The sequence below is a fragment of the Listeria booriae genome (assembly GCF_000766865.1).
GTDB lineage: Bacteria > Bacillota > Bacilli > Lactobacillales > Listeriaceae > Listeria_A > Listeria_A booriae.
In genome coordinates, this window is sequence record NZ_JNFA01000005.1 from 73,604 (window position 1) to 92,335 (window position 18,732).

At 40.5% G+C, this 18,732-nt stretch carries 13 protein-coding genes and 2 pseudogenes; 4 read left to right on the forward strand and 11 right to left on the reverse strand.

The genetic code is table 11. From position 1 onward, the window contains the following. Positions 1-2 precede the first annotated feature (2 nt). The 5 genes and pseudogenes from EP57_RS17330 to EP57_RS02690 form a co-directional block, all read right to left on the reverse strand. A pseudogene (locus EP57_RS17330) lies at positions 3-2,309 on the reverse strand (glycosyl hydrolase family 18 protein); the annotation flags it as partial. 88 nt (positions 2,310-2,397) lie between these two features. Beyond that, positions 2,398-2,880, reverse strand: a complete 483-nt coding sequence (locus EP57_RS16325) for a DUF4352 domain-containing protein (RefSeq protein WP_052167498.1) — start codon at positions 2,878-2,880, stop codon at positions 2,398-2,400. A gap of 94 nt (positions 2,881-2,974) precedes the next feature. Beyond that, the gene (locus EP57_RS17310; RefSeq protein WP_036084030.1) at positions 2,975-3,937 is read right to left on the reverse strand and encodes a chitinase; all 963 of its coding nucleotides are present in this window, start codon (positions 3,935-3,937) and stop codon (positions 2,975-2,977) included. A 45-nt stretch (positions 3,938-3,982) separates the two neighbouring features. Then, positions 3,983-5,572 (reverse strand): annotated as a pseudogene (locus EP57_RS17315) (immunoglobulin-like domain-containing protein); the annotation flags it as partial. A gap of 71 nt (positions 5,573-5,643) precedes the next feature. Then, complete coding sequence (locus EP57_RS02690; RefSeq protein ID WP_036083973.1) at positions 5,644-7,026, reverse strand: amino acid permease; 1,383 nt, start codon at positions 7,024-7,026, stop codon at positions 5,644-5,646. Between the two features lie 552 nt (positions 7,027-7,578). Here EP57_RS02690 and EP57_RS02695 point away from each other — a divergent pair. Genes EP57_RS02695 through EP57_RS02705 form a run of 3 tightly spaced genes read left to right on the forward strand, consistent with a single transcriptional unit; the run spans position 7,579 to position 11,509 of the window. Continuing rightward, positions 7,579-8,937, forward strand: coding sequence for a glycoside-pentoside-hexuronide (GPH):cation symporter (locus EP57_RS02695; protein ID WP_052167499.1), 1,359 nt, complete (start codon positions 7,579-7,581; stop codon positions 8,935-8,937). Between the two features lie 15 nt (positions 8,938-8,952). Beyond that, positions 8,953-10,521 (forward strand): alpha-L-rhamnosidase-related protein, encoded by a 1,569-nt coding sequence (locus tag EP57_RS02700; RefSeq protein WP_036083975.1) that lies wholly within the window; start codon positions 8,953-8,955, stop codon positions 10,519-10,521. A gap of 16 nt (positions 10,522-10,537) precedes the next feature. Next, positions 10,538-11,509: an AraC family transcriptional regulator gene (locus EP57_RS02705; protein ID WP_036083977.1), complete on the forward strand. Its 972-nt coding sequence runs from the start codon at positions 10,538-10,540 to the stop codon at positions 11,507-11,509. Here EP57_RS02705 and EP57_RS02710 read toward each other — a convergent pair. Continuing rightward, positions 11,506-12,198: a Crp/Fnr family transcriptional regulator gene (locus EP57_RS02710; RefSeq protein WP_036083979.1), complete on the reverse strand. Its 693-nt coding sequence runs from the start codon at positions 12,196-12,198 to the stop codon at positions 11,506-11,508. The two genes, EP57_RS02705 and EP57_RS02710, sit on opposite strands and share 4 nt — an antisense overlap. Positions 12,199-12,712: 514 nt before the next feature. Between EP57_RS02710 and EP57_RS02715 the strand changes: the two genes are divergently transcribed. Beyond that, the gene (locus EP57_RS02715; protein ID WP_036083981.1) at positions 12,713-13,348 is read left to right on the forward strand and encodes a CPBP family intramembrane glutamic endopeptidase; all 636 of its coding nucleotides are present in this window, start codon (positions 12,713-12,715) and stop codon (positions 13,346-13,348) included. Positions 13,349-13,410: 62 nt separating this feature from the next. Here EP57_RS02715 and EP57_RS02720 read toward each other — a convergent pair whose 3' ends face one another. The 5 genes from EP57_RS02720 to EP57_RS02740 form a co-directional block, all read right to left on the reverse strand. After that, on the reverse strand, positions 13,411-14,118 hold the full coding sequence (locus EP57_RS02720) for a Crp/Fnr family transcriptional regulator (RefSeq protein WP_036083983.1): 708 nt from the start codon (positions 14,116-14,118) through the stop codon (positions 13,411-13,413). Between the two features lie 72 nt (positions 14,119-14,190). Beyond that, on the reverse strand, positions 14,191-15,039 hold the full coding sequence (locus tag EP57_RS02725; RefSeq protein WP_036083985.1) for an aldo/keto reductase: 849 nt from the start codon (positions 15,037-15,039) through the stop codon (positions 14,191-14,193). A gap of 108 nt (positions 15,040-15,147) precedes the next feature. Further along, positions 15,148-15,366: a DUF3955 domain-containing protein gene (locus EP57_RS02730; protein WP_052167500.1), complete on the reverse strand. Its 219-nt coding sequence runs from the start codon at positions 15,364-15,366 to the stop codon at positions 15,148-15,150. Positions 15,367-15,503: 137 nt separating this feature from the next. Continuing rightward, a complete protein-coding gene (locus EP57_RS02735; RefSeq protein ID WP_036083986.1) occupies positions 15,504-17,804 on the reverse strand; it encodes a glycosyl hydrolase family 18 protein in 2,301 nt (766 codons plus the stop codon). 463 nt (positions 17,805-18,267) lie between these two features. Further along, positions 18,268-18,717: an SMI1/KNR4 family protein gene (locus EP57_RS02740; RefSeq protein WP_036083987.1), complete on the reverse strand. Its 450-nt coding sequence runs from the start codon at positions 18,715-18,717 to the stop codon at positions 18,268-18,270. Between the last annotated feature and the right edge of the window lie 15 nt (positions 18,718-18,732).

Consider the following 18,732-nt stretch of genomic DNA (forward strand, 5'->3'; position numbering starts at 1 on the left):
ACGACTTTGCTGTCTACTTTTTTATCGGCTGCATTGTATGCTTCTACTGTTACTTTATCGTATGAATTGTGAATTTTTCCTGTTGCATCGAATTGGAATGTGCCGTTTGTGTTCACTGTTCCACCTGTGTATTCGCCACCTTTATCTCCCTCTACCACAAGCTTAATCCGTTTCACATCGCCCGTGAATGTACCACCTACATATGTGTCTTTGTATACTTCAAAAGCTCTTGGGGTAATGGTTCCTGTTACTGGTTCTTGACTGGCAATGACCTTAATTGTGCGCTTAGCTGTTACTTCTTCGTTTGCGGAGTCTTTAACGCTGTATGTTAGTTCATATTCACCGACTTTTGATGTGTTGACTGTTCCTGTTACTTTTATTTGTGATGTTAGGTCTCCATCTTCTGCATCGGTTGCTGTAACGCCTTCTAGTGCATTAAATGAAGTTCCAACAGTGATTGTTTTATTGCTTGTTCCTTTAATTTCTGGAGCAGTGTTTTGTGTGCCAAAAACAAGTTGTTTGCCTAACTCACTGCGATTAGTTGTCATACGTTGCGTTAAATGAATTGTATCGATATTCGCTTGGTTAGCGGTACCTGTTGTATTTAATTTAAGTGTGTAGTTAGCACCTGGCAAGATTGTTTTGCCGTCATATACACTAGCAAGGTCAATGGTAGCAATATTTCCAGTCTGTGATACTACCCCTGCGTGATTGTCTCCAGCGGACAGTCTTTCCGTTGTATTTAGTGCTACGTAAAATTTAGGTAATTTGACAGTATTGAATGCTTCTTCTACTGCTTTTAATACTGGATTCGTTTCTTTGTTCGCTGCTTTGTTACGCAAATTTAACGTGTAAGATGAATTAGTTGTTGCTGTTACAGTAACTTCTACATCTTGGTTTGCGTATACAATTTTTTGATCTGGTAGTTTTTCTGAACCTGCTAAGCCCGTTTTAATTGCTTTTGTTAACTCGTCACGCTTTGTTGATCCAGCGCTCACTTTATCTTGGGATTGCATCCATGAAATCATACCTCCAAGATTTTTTTCTTGGACATATTTTGCTTTTTCTGTCACGGAACGTACATTTTCAAAAGTAAAGAATTGCCCTGTGATTTCGCTGTACAAGTATGGTGCTTTGGCTATACCATCCCAATATTCTGTCAAACCTGGAACACTTGCTTTTAGTTTATCAATGTTGCGGTATGCCCAAGTTCCTGATGCTCGTCCAAAATCTCCGATAACCATATCAATTTCATTTGATGTTCCCCACGATGGTGTCTGGTCTGAATCTGCAAAGTCTTTTGTTGCTTGTTGGAATAGACCAGGGTTAAGTGGATCTGATCCTTTGGCAACGGTATTCCATCCACGAGAGTAAAATGCTGCTCCGATAACAATTTTTTCAGGAGCGGCTCCTTGTGATGTTAAATAAGAAACTGTTTGGTCAACCGAAAGTCCGTCTGAAAAAGCAGAATCGTTCGGATTTCCGTATAATGCAGAGTGGTGACCACTTTGTCCTTCCCATGCCCCGTGCATATCGTATGTCATGATATTGGCAAAGTCGACAATATCAAACAATGCTTTAACGTCAATTCCTTCGTCTAGTTTTGATTTTGGTGCTGGTAGTGCGACTGTTAGTTCATATGTTTTTTTGATTTCTGTTCCTTGTTTATCAAGCGCTGTACGCAATTCTTGTAATAATGTAATGTAATTTTGTTTATCTTCAGGTCGTGAATTCGGTGTACCTTCGTCGTTTTTGTTATCTACAAGGTCAGCTTCTCGAACCGATGCCGGATATTCCCAGTCAACGTCTACGAAGTCCATATTTGTCATCTTGACGAATTTCACTGTGTTGGCTACAAAATTAGCACGCTTCGCTGGATCTGCTGCGACCGCTGAGAAGTCTCCTGATTTGGACCAGCCGCCAAGTGACACTCCGATTTTCATGTTAGGATTTTCCGCTCGAAGGGATTGTAAGGCATTTAGAATACCTGCACTAGGGCCGCCCCAAGCTACATCTGTTTCACCTACTGGAGCGCTCACAGCTGCATCTGTATCTGTAAAAATAAAGTTCCCATTGCTATCAAAATCCAAAAATGCAAAGTTCAAATGCGTTAATTGATCTGCTGGGATATCTTTAGGATAGAAGTTATCCTGACCTCCCCAAATTGACCAGTCTCCGTAATACATAACATTTCTGTATTTAGATGCTGTCGTGCTCTTCTCTACTGCGCTTACTGGTTGCGGTTGTGGCATATAAAATACCCCTGTTAATGCAATAAGAAATGCTTGTAAGATTAAGACTGTACTCATTGCTAGTTTGATTGAACTGTTTTTCACGATTTTTCCCTCTTTTCAATAGTTTTTAGTATGTGTTATTGGGATGAACCCAGAATACCAATTATTCAAGATTTATTTTCCATGCTGCTTCCATTTTTTCTTCTGGTTGATATACGACATTGATACTTTTAGTCTTTTCTGGGATTACGAAATAGGCGCTTCCAGTTAATGTTTCATGTGGTGCAATAACATCGCCAAAATTTACTTTTGTACCATCAATTCGATATGTTTTGCCATCATCGGCCTCTATTCTAAAGTCATTAGCACCAACTCCTTGATCTGTGGAAGAATGATTGGTTAGACTGAATTGCAGTTCGAGATGCTTCTTTTTCTTAATGATTGTCTGTTTGATATGTTCAATAGTCAGTTCGGTTCCTCTGACTTTTTTCGTTAACTTAACTTCTTGATTTTTAACAGTGTCATCTTTCACTACTTTAGTGCTATCCTTTTGTTTATTGTTCGCTGGTTCTTCTGGCATCACGCCGCACGCAACGAGAGTAAACATGGCGAGCACAGACACTGCGCAAAGCATCAGTTTTTTCATGTAGTCTCCTTTCAGCGGTTTGGAAAACAGAAATTCTTCAAGCTAGGGCTGGCTAAAACGGAAAATTATTTAACCAGCCTTGTAGATTATCGCCTTACTTCATCGCTTTTGTTTCGTTAAAAAGCATCGGTGCGTAGCGGTTAACAAACTCCCAATCGTACGCTTTTCCGTCTTTATCTGTTCCAGCGTCCCAATTGACTGACCACGTCATCAGGCCTTTGATTGGTTGTCCTTCAGCTTCTAATTGATCCATTGCTGTTTTAACATCGAGTGGGTTAATAACGTATCCTGTCGCGGCTGCATCGTTGTTTGCTGGAATTCCTAAGACTAGTTTGTCAGCTGGGATGTGTAAGAAACCTCGTGTTCCTTTGGAGAAAGAGTCTGCCATATAGTATAGGAATTTCGCTTTTAAGTCGTCGTTTGATTGTGTAAGCCACAAGTTTAGTTCATCTACCCATAGACCATCACCGCTTTGATTGTATAATTGCGGATTAATCCAGTCATAGTAACCATCTAGGCCTTTAATATATGCTTCGTATGCTGCACCTGGTTTCAAATATGGGAATTCTGGAGCCATTGTGATTAAGAAATTCTTATTTTGAGCTTTGTAGTGGTTTTTGACTTCACGCAAGGCTTCTGGAATGACGCTTTGGTTTTCTCCAGCTGTGATTGCGGATTGCTCAAGGTCGATATCAAGCCCGTCAAATCCGTACACATCTACCATCCGAATAATTTCTGCTACAAAAGCATCTTTATCAGATTTCTTCAATTCGATATGCGCGTCTGCTCCACCAAGTGCCATGATAACTGCTCTACCGTCTTTGTTTAACTCGCCAATTTGATCACGAAACTCTTTGTCTGTCATGTTATACGGGGCGAAAGTCGGTATTCCACCTTCATCCGCTGACTTCATGAAAGAGACGTCAATAACATTGTATTCTTTGCGAATCTCTGTTAAATCCATCGCAGCTGATGAGCCTTGTTTATACCCATCGCTTTTTCCTGCCGGCCAGTTGTGCCAGTATCCAACTAATACTTTATCTGTCGGATTAACCATTTCGGCTGCTGGATCTGTTGCGACCACATCTTGAACAGTGATTTTTCGTGTAACTTTGGTTTCTTCATTAGCAGAGTCTTTAACTGAGTAAGTTAGCTCATACACGCCTGTTTTCGTAGTGTCGACATTCCCAGCTACTCGGATGGAAGCTGTCAAATCACCGTCTTCTTTATCTGTCGCACTCACGCCTTCTAATGGATTGAAAACTGTATCTTTATCAATCGTTTTGTCAATAGCACCTGTAATTGTTGGCGCAGTATTTGCTACTCCTTCAACAATTTTAACAGCTTGTTCTGTAATCTTATTACCGCGTCGGTCCAAACCTATTAGCGTTACTTTATCTGTGGTATTTCTGATTTTATCGAGTGCGTAAAAGGTTGCTGTTCCATTAGCAACTGTTCCTCCAGTGTATTCTTGATTGTTCACTTTAAGGCGAACTCTGGAGACATTTCCTTGGTAAGTTGCTTCTACATTTCGGCTTTGTCCTAAAGCAAAATCAGTCGTAACTAAGCTACCAACTCCATCGGCATTTTTGATTGAAATGTCCTTGCTGTCTACTTCTCGACCTACCGCGTTGTAGGCTTTAAGTGTCACTTTATCAAATGAATTACGGATTTTATCTTTGGCATAGAATTGGAAGACACCGTTACTTACCGTTCCACCGAGATGTTCTACGCTACTTTCGCCTTCCACAATTAGCTTAATGCTTCTAACTTCGCCGGTAAACGTTCCTTGCACGTAGCTGTCGGTATACAGTTCGAATTCATTGGCTGTGATTGTTCCGCTGAGTTCTGTTACATTGACAGTTTGTTCTGTAATCTTGTTACCACGCCTGTCGTAACCCATTAGCACTACTGGTTCTGTTGTGTCTTTTATTTTATCAAGCGCGTAAAAAGTGATTTTACCTTCGGATACAGTACCGCCTGCATATTCTGTAGTACCGACTTTGAGGCGAACTCTCGCTACGTTACCCTCGTATGTTCCTTCCACATGTCTGCTTTGTCGTAGTACAAAATCGTTGACTGCCACACTACCTGTGCCGTCTGCATTTTTGATAGTTAATACTTTACTATCTACTTCTTGGCCCGCTGTATTATATGCTTTTACAGTAACTTTATCGTGGGTGTTGCGAATTTTATCTCGAGCATAAAATTGGAACACACCTCCGCTTACTGTTCCGCCGCTGTATTCGCCCGTATTCTCACCTTCAACAAATACTCTAATACGTTTCACATCACCTGTAAAAGTCCCTCTTATATAGCTGTCTGTGTATAACTCGAATTCGTTAGGTGTTATTGTAGGTGTTGCCAATTGATTTGCTACTACGCTTGGATTGATTATCTCAGATGCGTTTACGGCTAGAGAGATTGGTGTCGTCGTAGCTATACCCACTACTAGTGTCATTGCAATTGTTCTAGTTAATTTGTTGCCCTTTTTTGTGGATTGCTTATTGATTTTCATACTTGCCTCCTTATTTTTGAGCATTGCTTTATTTTTCACAAAGCGAATTAATAACTCAAACGCATTTCTTTCGTTTTGTATGAGCCTATTGATTTTCATTATAGAGAGTTTCCTTATGAACTCAATATTTTTTCGCAATATGGTCAAAATCCTGCGTCGTTTGGGCCGAAGCATATTTTTATTTGAAATTTGTCCAAACAAAAAAACCTCGTAAAAATTACGAGGTCTCGTCTTCAAAATATTATTTAATCCAAATCTGGTGCACTCGATTCTTGCTTATCTACTCGCGATTTGCGAATGAAGTAGATTCCAGTAACTAGTGCAAACCAAACCGGTGTTACGAACAAGGCTACACGTGTATCTTCGGCCATCGCCAAAACAACGAGGATGAATGCCAAGAATATCAAAATCAAGTAGTTAGAAATTGGGTACAGTGGCATTTTGAATTTGTTTTTTGCTGCAAGTTCTGGACGTGTTTTGCGGTATTTCAGATGGCAGATAACTGTAATTCCCCAGATGAAAATGAAGCAGACCGTGGAAATACTAGTAATCAGTGTGAATACTCCTTCTGGCATAACGTAGTTTAGAATAACCGCGATTAAGATAACGATTGTTGAGAAGAATAATGCGTTAGATGGTACTTTATGCGATGTTAATTTTGTCATTGGGTATGGGGCGTTCTTTTCTTTAGCTAGTGAATACACCATACGACTTGTACTGAAGACGGCGCTATTACATGCTGAGGCCGCTGAGGTCAGTACGACAAAGTTAACAATTCCTGCTGCTGCTGCGATTCCGAGTGCGGAGAACACTTGCACGAACGGGCTTTTCGCTGGGTTGATGTCGTTCCATGGATAAATACTCATAATTACGAGTAAAGCACCGATGTAGAAAATGATAATCCGAATCGGGATATTGTTGATCGCTTTTGGAATAACTTTCTCAGGATCTTTCGTTTCACCAGCCATCAAGCCCACGAGCTCAATACCAACGAAGGCGAAAACAACCATTTGGAAGGAAAGTATGAAACCAGAAGCACCGTTCGGGAACCAACCGCCGTGACTCCAAAGGTTTGTAAAGCTTGATGCACCAGCGTCTGTTGAGAATCCTTTGATTATCATAAAAGTACCGCCGATAATAAGCGCCAAAATCGCGATAACTTTAATTAAGGCGAACCAGAACTCCATTTCACCGAATAATTTAACTGTTGCAAGGTTCATGATGAGTAAAATAACAAGAGCAATAAGACCCGGCACCCATTGGGCAACGCTTGGGAACCAGAACTGGGTGTATAGACCAACCGCTGTTAAATCCGCCATCGCAATGGAAATCCAGCAGAACCAATAAGTCCAACCGGTTACAAACGCGGCGCCATTTCCTAAATAATCATATACAAAATCGACAAATGAGTGGTAATTCAAGTTTGATAGCAGTAATTCTCCAAGTGCGCGCATAATCAAGAAACAAATAATACCAGTAATTGTGTAGGCAAAAAGAATCGATGGACCGGCTAAATGAATCGATTTCCCTGACCCGAGAAATAGCCCCGTTCCGATTGCGCCCCCAATGGCAATCAACTGTACATGGCGATTCTTCAAACCTCTTTCTAATGTCTGTCCTTCTGACATATGTATTTCCCCCTTATTTGTTGTCGTGGCTGACAAGAACCAGTCGAGCCAAACCACTAATCTTTGTGAAACAATGTCTATAACCATCATACCGTAAAACTAGTGCAAATACCATCATTTTTAAATTCACAATGTAACCGCTATCATTTATTTTATTGTACCACATGCGCTAACTTCATACCAAATAAGAACGCTTATAATTTAGAAAGTATTTCAATATCGTTGCTAGATAATGAGTTATATGAGTTTTAAATTTTAATATAACATTCACAGAATAAATAGGTATATTTACGTTCTAAGGAAGTTTGTGATTTTTTATATATTTTGGTGTGTGTAAGTATATCTTTTTTGTATGCGATTACAAATTTTCATGTAAATTTCACAATCTTTTAAGTGGTATACCTCTTTGCTAGTTTAGGTCATGCTAATCTCTATCCCACCTGTAAATCATGCATAAACATATGTAAAAATGCACTTGTTCCAAAACTAAGAAAGCGCTTTAATTAAAGAGCAGGTTGCGCGACTTGAAAAATTGGTTCGGGAGGAATTTCAATGGAAAGTACAACAGCTTTAGAGCATAAAGGCATTTCTAAATGGCGACAAAGAATTGGTTATGGTTCCGCAGATTTAGCATGTAATTTAATTTGGCAAATGATAACGCTTTATTTAATGTATTTTTATACGGATATTTTTGGGCTTGCAGCTGTGCAAGTTAGTGTCTTATTTCTTGTAACTCGTGTCGTTGATGGGGTTGCGGATGTTTTAATGGGGATTTTGATTGATAGAACGAATACAAAATGGGGAAAATCAAGACCCTACTTCTTGCTAGGCGCGATTCCTTTCGGATTATTAGCGATTTTGGCGTTTTATGTTCCTGATATTGGGCCTGCGGGCAAGCTTATTTATGCTTATATTACATATTTAGGCTTATCTCTTGCTTATACAATGGTGAATATTCCAATGGCCTCGATTTTGCCTAGTTTGACGAGTGATACGAATGAAAGAACGATTTTGGCAACGGTTCGAATGATTTTCTCCTTTGTTGGGGCAACGATTGTCAGTGTCATGACATTGCCGTTAGTCGGCTGGCTCGGCGGTGATTCGAAAGCGCAAGGATTTTTCTGGACGATGGTGATTTTTGCAGTGGTTGGCACATTGTTATTTTTCTTTACTTTCCGCAATGTCGAGGAAAAAGTGAAAATGAAACTGGAGAAAGTGACGGTAAAACAAACTTTTTCAGCGTTGAAAGGTAACAAGCCATGGTATATTTTTGCGGTAAATATTTTATTTATGTGGGGTTCGTTCTTTTTTATGCAAGGTTCATTGATTTACTACTATACGTATAATGTTGGGAGACCTGATTTAGCGGCGGTTGTTGCGGGTATTGGTTCGCTCGTTCCGATGGTTGGGACGATTATTACGCCAGCGATTTCTGGGCGGATGTTGAAACGGACTGTGTTTATGATTGCCAGTGTGGTGAATCTGCTCGGTTTTGTGATTATGATTTGGGCGAACGTTAATGTAACCGGATTGCTTATTGGGGCTGTAGTTGCCGCGCTGGGTCACGGGCTTAGACAAAGTATTTATTTCTCTATGCAAGCTGATCCAGTCGATTATGGCGAATGGAAGTCTGGTGTTAGTGCTGCGGGGATTCTTTCGGCCATCAACGGTTTTATCGGAAAAGTGGCAATGGCAGTGGCTGGCGCGATTTCTGGGATTGTTTTGACTTGGGGCCATTATGCTGCGAATGAGACACAGACAACAAATGCGCTACTCGCCATAAAATTGAATTATCTCGTGATTCCAGCGATTTTAGTCGTGTTTTCCATGATTATTATGTCGTTTTATAAGTTGGATAAATTATACCCAGAAATCCGCAAAGAGCTTGACGCGCGGTTATTGGAAGATTAGAAAGAGGTTTTTGATGTGAACATACAAGTGAACGAGGATGTTATTATTAAAAAAAATACGGCATTTCTAAAAAAAGCAGAACAATTGCGTAAGCCGTTGCTGCATCAGGAAGTTACGGCAAAAAGTATCGTAGAAGTCGAGGCTGACGCATCTATGATTCACGGTTGGAAAATGCGCCAAATTGCGCCGATTAGCGATTTGGACAATTATGTGTTAGGTCAAGGAGATAGTATCACGGTTGATTTTGGTGAGCATGTTGTTGGTTTTCCGAGCCTTTCGATTTTGCCGATTGGAAGTCCCCCCGATGCGCCGCTTTATTTGAAACTTACTTTTGGCGAAATGCCTGTCGAGATAGCCGAACCATTTGCGAATTATGATGGTTGGTTGAGTAAATCTTGGCTTCAGGAAGCGCATTATCATGTGGATGTATTGCCGCATACGCTTGATATGGCGCGCCGTTACAGCTTTCGTTATGTGAAAATAGAAGTCATTGATTCATCGCCAAAATACAAAGTAGCACTACAACATGTTAAAATAAAGACGGTAAGTTCCGCGAATCCGGATACGCTAAAAGAGACTCCCAATACGAGTGATTTTTTTCAAAAACTAGATTATGTCAGTGTAAAAACATTGAATGACTGTATGCAAGATGTGTTTGAAGATGGGCCAAAGCGGGACCGGCGTTTATGGCTAGGCGATCTGTACTTGCAAGCGCAAACAAACTATGAAACTTTTCAAAATCAAGATTTAGTGAAGCGTTGTTTGTATTTGTTCGCCGGTTTAACAGATGCAGATGGGCGTGTGGCGGCGAATCTGTTCATTGAGCCTGAGCCAATTCCCGACGATACGTACTTGGTTGACTACGCGCTTTATTTCATGATGACGCTGCACGATTATTATCACGCGACTGGTGATATCGACACATTAACCGAATTATGGCCGGTCGCTTTAGATCAAATTCGATTTGCAGAGACGTTGCTAGATGAACGCTATTTAGCAGTAGAACAGCCATATTGGTGGGCTTTCATGGATTGGAATGACACGCTAGAAAAACAGGTACCTGTCCAAGGCCTCTTCATTTTCACGTTAAAACAAGCGATTAGTCTCGCGAAAATCCTTCATTCAGAAAGCACCGAAAAACTAACAACCCTACTTGAAAACACCACCGAAGCCGCCAAAAAGCACCTTTGGGATTCCGAACAAAAATTATTTGTTAGCAGTTCCAGCCAACAGATCTCATGGCATAGTCAAATTTGGATGGTATTGGCAGGTATTTTGCCAAATGAAGAAGCAGAGGCATTGCTAAAACGAACGCAAGATTTGGCGCCAGAAATCGGTCTAACAACACCATTTGCCCATCATTTTCTCGTAGAAGCTTGGTTAAAAGTCGGCAATAAAGAGGCAGCTAAACAAGTGTTAGTCGGCTATTGGGGCGATATGCTACATCAAGGTGCCGACACATTTTGGGAGCTTTTTAAACCAAACAACTTGTCATTCTCACCGTATGGAAGTCACCTTATCAACTCCTATTGTCACGCATGGAGCTGCACACCAGCCTATTTTATCCGAAAATATAACTTGTGAAAGGAGCGCGTTAGTCATGAATTTTGAAGAGTTAGATCAGTTTTTACGAGCGCACGACGCCATTGAAAAACAGCAACGAATCAACCATCGAAACATTAACGATATCAAGGTTCACAGACAGCAAGACAAAGTTATCATGCCTGACGCGCCCTTTTTTAGCCAAAATGATATTTTCATTAATAAACATCATCGGTTTGCAGAAATGCCCACACATACGCATCAATTCATCGAGCTAAATTACATTTATTCCGGTACTTCAAAACAGATTATTAACGGCAAAGAATATATATTCACGCAAGGTCAATTCTGCCTTTTCGACCAAAATACGAGTCATAGCATAGCCGCGATGGGCGAAAATGATATTTTACTAAACATTATTTTTCGTAGCGAAACTGTCAAAACAACATTTATCAAAACATTAGAAAGCAATAAAAGCATCGTGTCTGATTTTCTTCTTTCCGCCGCACTTTCTAGTAGTACAAAAGATCATTTTATCCGCTTCGATGCGCAAAATAATGACCATCTGCAACTCGTAATGAAACTTATCTTCATCGAATTTTTCGATCCAAAAGATTACTCGAATGAGATGATAAATCATTATTTAGCGGTTATTTTTATGGAATTGGCTCGCGTTTTTCATGAGAATAAGGAATATCAAACACGTACTTCGGAAAACGCCACTTTATTTCCGATGCTCGAATACATTGAAAATAACTACAAAACGCTAACACTTGCAGAAATGGCCACACATTTTGGCTTCAATAAAAATTATTTAAGTAATAAACTACGTAAAGAAACTGGTAAAACATTAACAGATTTAATTAGCCAACAAAAACTCCATCACGCGACACATTTACTACTTTATACAGACAAGAAATTAGAAGACATCGCCGAAGAAGCCGGATATGGCTCGCCCAGCTTCTTCTTCAAGCAATTCAAACATCATTACCACATGACTCCAAAGCAATTCCGTGAACAAAACCGCTAGTCTTCATGTAACAACTTTTTCAACTTCGGTAAATCCTTAATAATCCACGGTTTTCTAAATGATGAAAGCAAACCCAAATCTCGCAACTCTTTAATAATTCGTGACGTGTAGCCGCGCGAAGTCCCCGCAAATTCTGCTAATAAATCATAGGTCACAATATCAGGCAACACATAATTATGCTCCCCTGTGTATAATGACAATTCCTCTGCAATCTCTACTAAACAATAAATAACCCGCCTCTTCGCGTCCAGCGTCTGCCTGACAATCGTATGAAAAAGCAATGTCTGAATTGTTGATATGTAGTTCAGCTGGTAATAATTCCGCGGGTCCTCCTCCAAAATCATCGACCGCAAAAAAGCAAAATCGATCTCCCAAACTAAAACATCCGATAGTGCCTTATATTCAAAACTCAAATCCATATGTTCTTTATACAGCAAAAAATTAATCATCGTATCTCTCTGTACAAAAAAAATAAAATGCTTGCCAATGTATTCATTCTCATAATAAAACGAAAAATATCCCTGCTCTACCATATAAAAATATTGACGGTTATTAGGACCCATTTTCAGAATTTCGCCTTTAGAAATCACTTTTTGAGTACAATACTGGCTAAAAGCTGGATTTTTCCGTAATAATTTTAGTAAATGTTCTAATGAGTAGTTGGCTCGTAGTTCTGATTTAAAATACATGTTCTCCCCCCCTTCCACGTCAAGCGATTGGCAGTATATATATCATCATGTTCCCTGTTCAAAAGTGACATAAACGCAAAAGAAGACGGAGCTCCTTTAACAGATGCTCCGCCCTTTACTCATGAGATGTACTCTGAGATGTACCTGTGGGATGAGGTACTCCTTTATTCTATCGGAGTTTTGTCTCTGCGTCTGTAGATAACTTATGAACAACTGCATGATTTTTCCTGTTAAGAAATCGCTTTCTTAAAAAGCATGCGTAATCACGTCGAAAGTACAAAGGAAAGCGTTCTCATCTGATATTCTTAGCGGTATTATTTCTTTTTTTATCCACAGCATTTATTCTGCATATCGTTTATACTTTACTTAGCGTTTCAGTTATTGCTAATTCCCCATATTACTTAACTGTTATGTTAGGAAACCATCTCTGCTTCAGTTCGGGCTGCATTGATGGTTTCCTATCTTTGTTTAGAGGGTAATTACTACTGAACAAGAACCCAAAGGAGATAGTTATATGGAAAATACGCTTATTAATAAAAAACGCGGCTACATACTTATTTTGATTACAATACTGGTAGGTCTGTCTTATCAATTGCTACCATATGTTTTTTCAAGTGATACCGTGCTGGAAATTGTCGGCGCATACTTCAATGTTGTGATTATGTTTATCGTACTTTTACTCCTACTGAAAAATGAATTCTTGGATTGGTTTAAGCATTTTAGCTTTAAATGGTTGCTGATTGGGATTCCATTCTTATTTATAGTTGGTACATTGACTGGAAGCCTGTGGTCACTTATCGCTGGTGGGCACACGGAAAATAGCATTAACAGCGTTCTTACTTGGGGCTATGTTATGAGGAATATTCCTTTCATGCTAATGGGCGAGGAATTGCTGTCTATCGCCATTCTCTACGCCGCGTGGAAAAAGCTTGGTTGGAAATTCTGGCAAGCGACACTACTCTGCTCTGTGTTATTCGCAGTTTGGCATTTGCCCGCGTATGATTATAACTTGCTACAATGTTTAGTTACGATTATACCGAGCCGCCTTGTACTGAATTATTTGTTTAAGAAAAGTAATTCGGTTTGGGTGACGTGGTTAGTGCATGTGTCTTTTGATATGATTTCTTTTTTGCCGATATTGTTGCGATAAACAAAACCGATAAGTTTGTTCAACAGGATTCTACCTGATACAAACTTATCGGTTATTTTATATCAAACTGCACTTTTCGTCGGAATTCTTTCTTCTGCCATTAATAACATATACCTATTCAAATCTAGAATGACCCATGGCTTTTTGTTGGATGCGAGCATTTCCGACTCTCGCAAAAATTTAACGACGGACAACACGAGGCTTTTGGACACGTTCGCCATTGTCGCAAGAACATCATGTGTCACAAATTCTGGCAACTCCACACTGTTTTTAGATTGCCGGAAACCTATTTCGATTAATATTAAGATACAAAAATAGACGCGTTGTTTAGCTTCCAAGTTCGCTCGAATGGAGGCGCGGAAAAATTTACGCCTTGTTCGCAAAAAATGCTCCATCATAATATAGTTCTTAGGATCTCGTTCATTGAGCACTTCTTGCACGAAAGCCATATCTACTACCCAACCCGACACATCATTCAGCGCGATATAACAACCTTCAGCCGGCAAATCTTCAGAGTACTCTGGAAGCGTCAAGAAGTCGCCCGGCTGTAGAAAAAATTGAAAAATAAATTGGCGATCCTTGATATAGCCAAATTGGACCGTTCCACTTTCGATTCTAAAAAGAAAATTACTAATATTTTCGCGTGTAAAAGTCTCGCCTTTCTTGATTCTCTGCTCATGAGAGAAATCGGAAAAGCCAACCGCACCTCGTAATAATTCCATTAAATCGGTTTGCTGCGTAAAATCAGGAAAAAAATGGTTCTCACTCAACGTTCAATCACCTCCGTAATAATGTCTCGCCTGCCTTATAAATACCCGCTCGTTCTCGTCTAGAAACCATCCTCACTTCCAAACTCTCGCCAAAAACTCCTCACTATCCGGATCTGACCCTTTCCGCTCGTCTTTATTCAGCGCATCAATCTCCGCCATATCGCTAGCTGCTAAATCAAAGCCGAACAAATCAATGTTCGCGCGAATTCGTTCTGGTGTCACGGATTTTGGAATGATGACTGAGCCGTTATTTAAATGCCAACGCAAAATGACTTGGGGAATCGTGATGTTGTATTTGTCGGCAATGCGTTGTAAGGTCTGGTTTGTGAGTAGTTCGCCGCCTTGTGCGAGTGGTGACCATGCTTCGTGGACGATGTCTTGGCTTTCGAGATATGCTTTTAGCGGTTTTTGTGATAGTAAGGGATGGATTTCGATTTGGTCGATGACTGGTTTTTCATTCGCGGTTGTGAAGAGATTTTCTAGGTGATGTTGGTGGAAGTTGCTGACGCCGATGGATTTGATAAGTCCTTCATTGTACAGCCGTTCCATTGCGCGCCAACTGTCTTTATACGCCAGCACTGGCCAGTGAATTAAGTATAAATCGAGATAGTCTAGCTGTAATTTCTTGAGCGTCGTGTCGAATGCTCGCAACGTTTCGTCGTAACCGTGATCGGCGTTCCAAAGTTTTGACGTGATTGTTAGCGCTTCCCTCGCGATGCCAGCTTCACGAATCGCCTGACCGACATATTCCTCATTTTCGTACACTTTCGCTGTATCGATCGCGCGGTAGCCAGACTCAATCGCAACTTGAATTGCCTCTATCGCTTCTTTTTCATCCCGCATTTTCCATACGCCAAGCCCGACCAGCGGAATTTCCTGCCCATTATGAAACTTCTTCGTATCTGTAACCTTTAAATCCATTCTCCAAAACCCCTTCCTAATCTATAGTCACTACTAGTATATGACTTTTTTGCCATTTATCAAACAAAAAAAGATTGAAGACCTGTTTTGCGGCCTCCAATCATTATGCTAATTTTGCTTGCGTAATTTCTTTCGTAGTGTCATGACTAACGTAACAATGATTCCGGATAAAAAGAAAACATAGCTTACTGGAATTAGGAAAAAGCCGGGTTCATGTACAAAACCTTCTGCATCGATTTCAACAGGGACGAACGGCGCGATTACAAGACATAACACACCCATAAGAATCAAAATCGGACCGAACCACTTGCTCCATTTTTTCATCATCGTTATCACCTCATTTATTATTTGTTTTTATTATAACACAAAAACATTGTTTCGAGATATATTTTTATCGTTTATCAATAAATTTTTATATCAAAAAACAGGAGAGCCGTCTTCTCTCCTGTTTTTCGCGTCTTATTTTAGTTGACTAAATCCCATGGGCCCCATTGGTCCGCGCCTGGAACGTCGCCTTTTGTCCACCATTTCGCTTTGTACGTGTGGCCGTTATACGTTACTTGGTCGCCTTGGTTATACGTGGCGTCAGCACTCCAAGTTCCTGAGCCTGGTGGTGTTACGGTTCCTGCTTTTGTTGTTACGGAAAGCGCTGTACTCGCCGCCGAAACATTGCCAGCTGCGTCATATGCTTTTACTGTGTACGTGTAGGCTGTGGAAGCTGTTAAACCTGTGTCTGTGTAGCTTGTTCCAGATACGGTCGCAACTTCTGTGCCATTGCGGTACACTTTGTAACCTGCTACGCCAACATTGTCCGTAGATGCGCTCCAGCTTAGTGGAACTGCTACGTCTGTTACGTTTGCTGCTACTGTTGCTAAGTTTGCCGGAGCTGTTGGTGCTACTGTATCGCTAGGATCAGGAACTACCGCGCCTCCGCCAAAGACAACTTGTTTGCCTAATTCAGTACCTGTTTTAGACATGCGTTGTGTTAGTGAGATGTTCGCGATATTACTTACATTTACGGATGTTAGGTTCGATTTCAAGCGGAATGTGTAAGTTGCGCCTTGTGGAATTTGTTGTGCATCATAAACGGACGCTAGATCGACAACAGTATATCCATTGGCTGTGCTTACTGTTCCTGCTTTGTAATCCCCTGCTGTCAATGTTTCGCCAGCTTTTACAGGGATATAGAACTTCGGTAATTTCACTGTTTCAGCAGCAAATTCAACCGCTTGTAAAACTTCATTGGTTTCGTTCGCTGTTTCTTTGTTTTTCACTGTGATTTCATACCCAACGCCGTTTTCACTGTAAGGAGCTACAGTTGCTTCTACGTTTAGGTTGGCATACGTGATTGTGTTAGCGGCTAGCGCGCCAGCACCGAATAGACCTTGTTTAATAGCTTTTGTTAATTCGTCACGTTTTGTGGATGTTGTTGCTTTGTCTTGGGATTGCATCCACGAAATCATACCGCCAAGATTGTTGTCCTTCACGTACTGTGCTTTGTAACCGATAGAACGCACATTGTCGTAAGTGTAGAACTCGCCTGTAGTTTTGCTATACATGTATGGCGCTTTTGCCACGTCATCCCAATATTCAACGAGTGTTGGGGATTTTGCTTTCAAAGCGTCGATGCTCTTGTATGCCCACACGCCGCCTGCACGTCCACCATCACCAGTAGCTAACGGTTTTTCGTTTGGAGCGCCGTATGTTGCGGATTGGTCCGCGTCTTTGTTATTTTTTGTTGCTGGTTGGAAAAGTCCTGGTTGCGTTGTGCTTGTGCCCGCGTCAACCTTGTTCCAGCCACGTGTATAGAATGCTGCACCGATTACGATTTTTTCAGATGCTGCGCCTTGGCTCTTCAAATATTTCACTGTTTGATCGACAGAAAAACCGTCATTGTAGTTCGGGTCAGCTGGGTTACCGTAAAGCGCCGTGTGATGTGCACTGTTCGGTGTCCAAGCGCCGTTCATGTCGTATGTCATGATATTCGCAAAATCGACTACATTGAAAAGTTTCGCTACGTCCACACCGTTTGCCAATGTGTTTTTAGCAGCTGGTAGTGCTACGGAAAGTTCGTACTTCTTCTTCACGTCAACCCCTTGTTTATCAAGCGCAGTACGCAAATCTTGAAGAAGCGTAATGTAATTTTGCTTATCGGCTGGAGTTGCATTTGGTGTTCCTTCATCGTTCTTGTTATCCACTAAGTCAGCGGCGCGAACCGATGCAGGATATTCCCAATCTAGATCGACAAAATCCATATTGGTATATTTAATGAATTTCATAACATTGCTTACAAAATTAGCTCGTGCCGTTGCGTTTGCCGCTACTGCAGAGAAGTCACCAGATTTAGACCAACCACCGATGGATACACCGACTTTTAAATTCGGATTGGCAGCTTTTAAATCTTGTAACGCGTTTAAAATACCAGCATTAGCTCCGCCCCACTGAACACCGTCTTGCCCAACTGGTGCGCCAACTGCTGCATCCTTGTCTGTGAATTTCAAGTTTCCGTTACTATCGAAATCAAGAAACGCAAAGTTCAGATGTGTCAGCTGATCTGCCGGTATGTCTTTCGGATAAAACTGACCTTCCCCGCCCCAAATGGACCAATCTCCATAGTACATAACATTTCTATATTGTGGTGTACTGGCGGCCTTAGCCTTCACAGAAGAATTCCCTATACTACCTAGAACTGATGACGCAAATAACGAAACGACTAACAACAAAACGGAAACAACACTTACTACCCTCTTTGTTACCTTTTTCATTTCTTCACCTCTTTTATTTTTTCGCGTTCTTCGTAACTGGTGTACCTTCTTACTCTGAGACTTACATTTTGTTAACCTTCATCTACAGTTAACACCAGAATTCGACCATCTTCCGCTCTTCCCCCTTTTTCACATTACTAAATTCTGGACACTAAACAGTATTGCAAGTATCATGCCAAAAAAGAAAGCGTTCATATCAGTGTTTATAATGTTAAAATTCTTACACACAACATTTACACGCGATGGTTTTATTTTACACACATTACATTATAGTGTTATTTATAGTGAAAAATTGCTGATTCGGGGCGTGAATTGTATATATTGTTTACATTTTCACAAAAAAGAAGCACAGTAATATCGAATCCCTATTTGAAGGGGTGTATTACTGTGCGTTCTTATTTAACTAATTCGGTTAATTAATAGCCAAGCGATATGCGTGTCTTCATTCACAGTGCCAAAGTTTTTAGCCCTCCGCTTCTTCGAAAAGATTACTTAAGAACTCATTTATATCATTAGCTAAAAAATATACATTTGCCATATCATTTGGCTCTTCCGTCTCTGCCTCATGATCCCAAAAATACACTTGATCGGCTTGTTTACCTTTTGTAGCGACACAAATAACATTCCCACCTGGATCGTTACCAATTGGTATGAAGCCATTAGGCAAGCGTTCATCATATATTTCTAAAAAATCCTGTAAATTCTCGTACATATCACCTAAACCATATAAAGAATTTAGAACACTCACACCTTCAGATTCAGAAATTCGAAACAAGGATGGCTCAGTTTCTCCACCATTATTTTCTTTTAAAAAATCTCTATATACAACTGGTAATTTCAAGTTATTCTCCAATTCAAAGCTTTGAATCACTTCTTCAGAAGCTTTACCATTGGGAGTTGTTAATTTCATCATATTTCCTACCCCTTC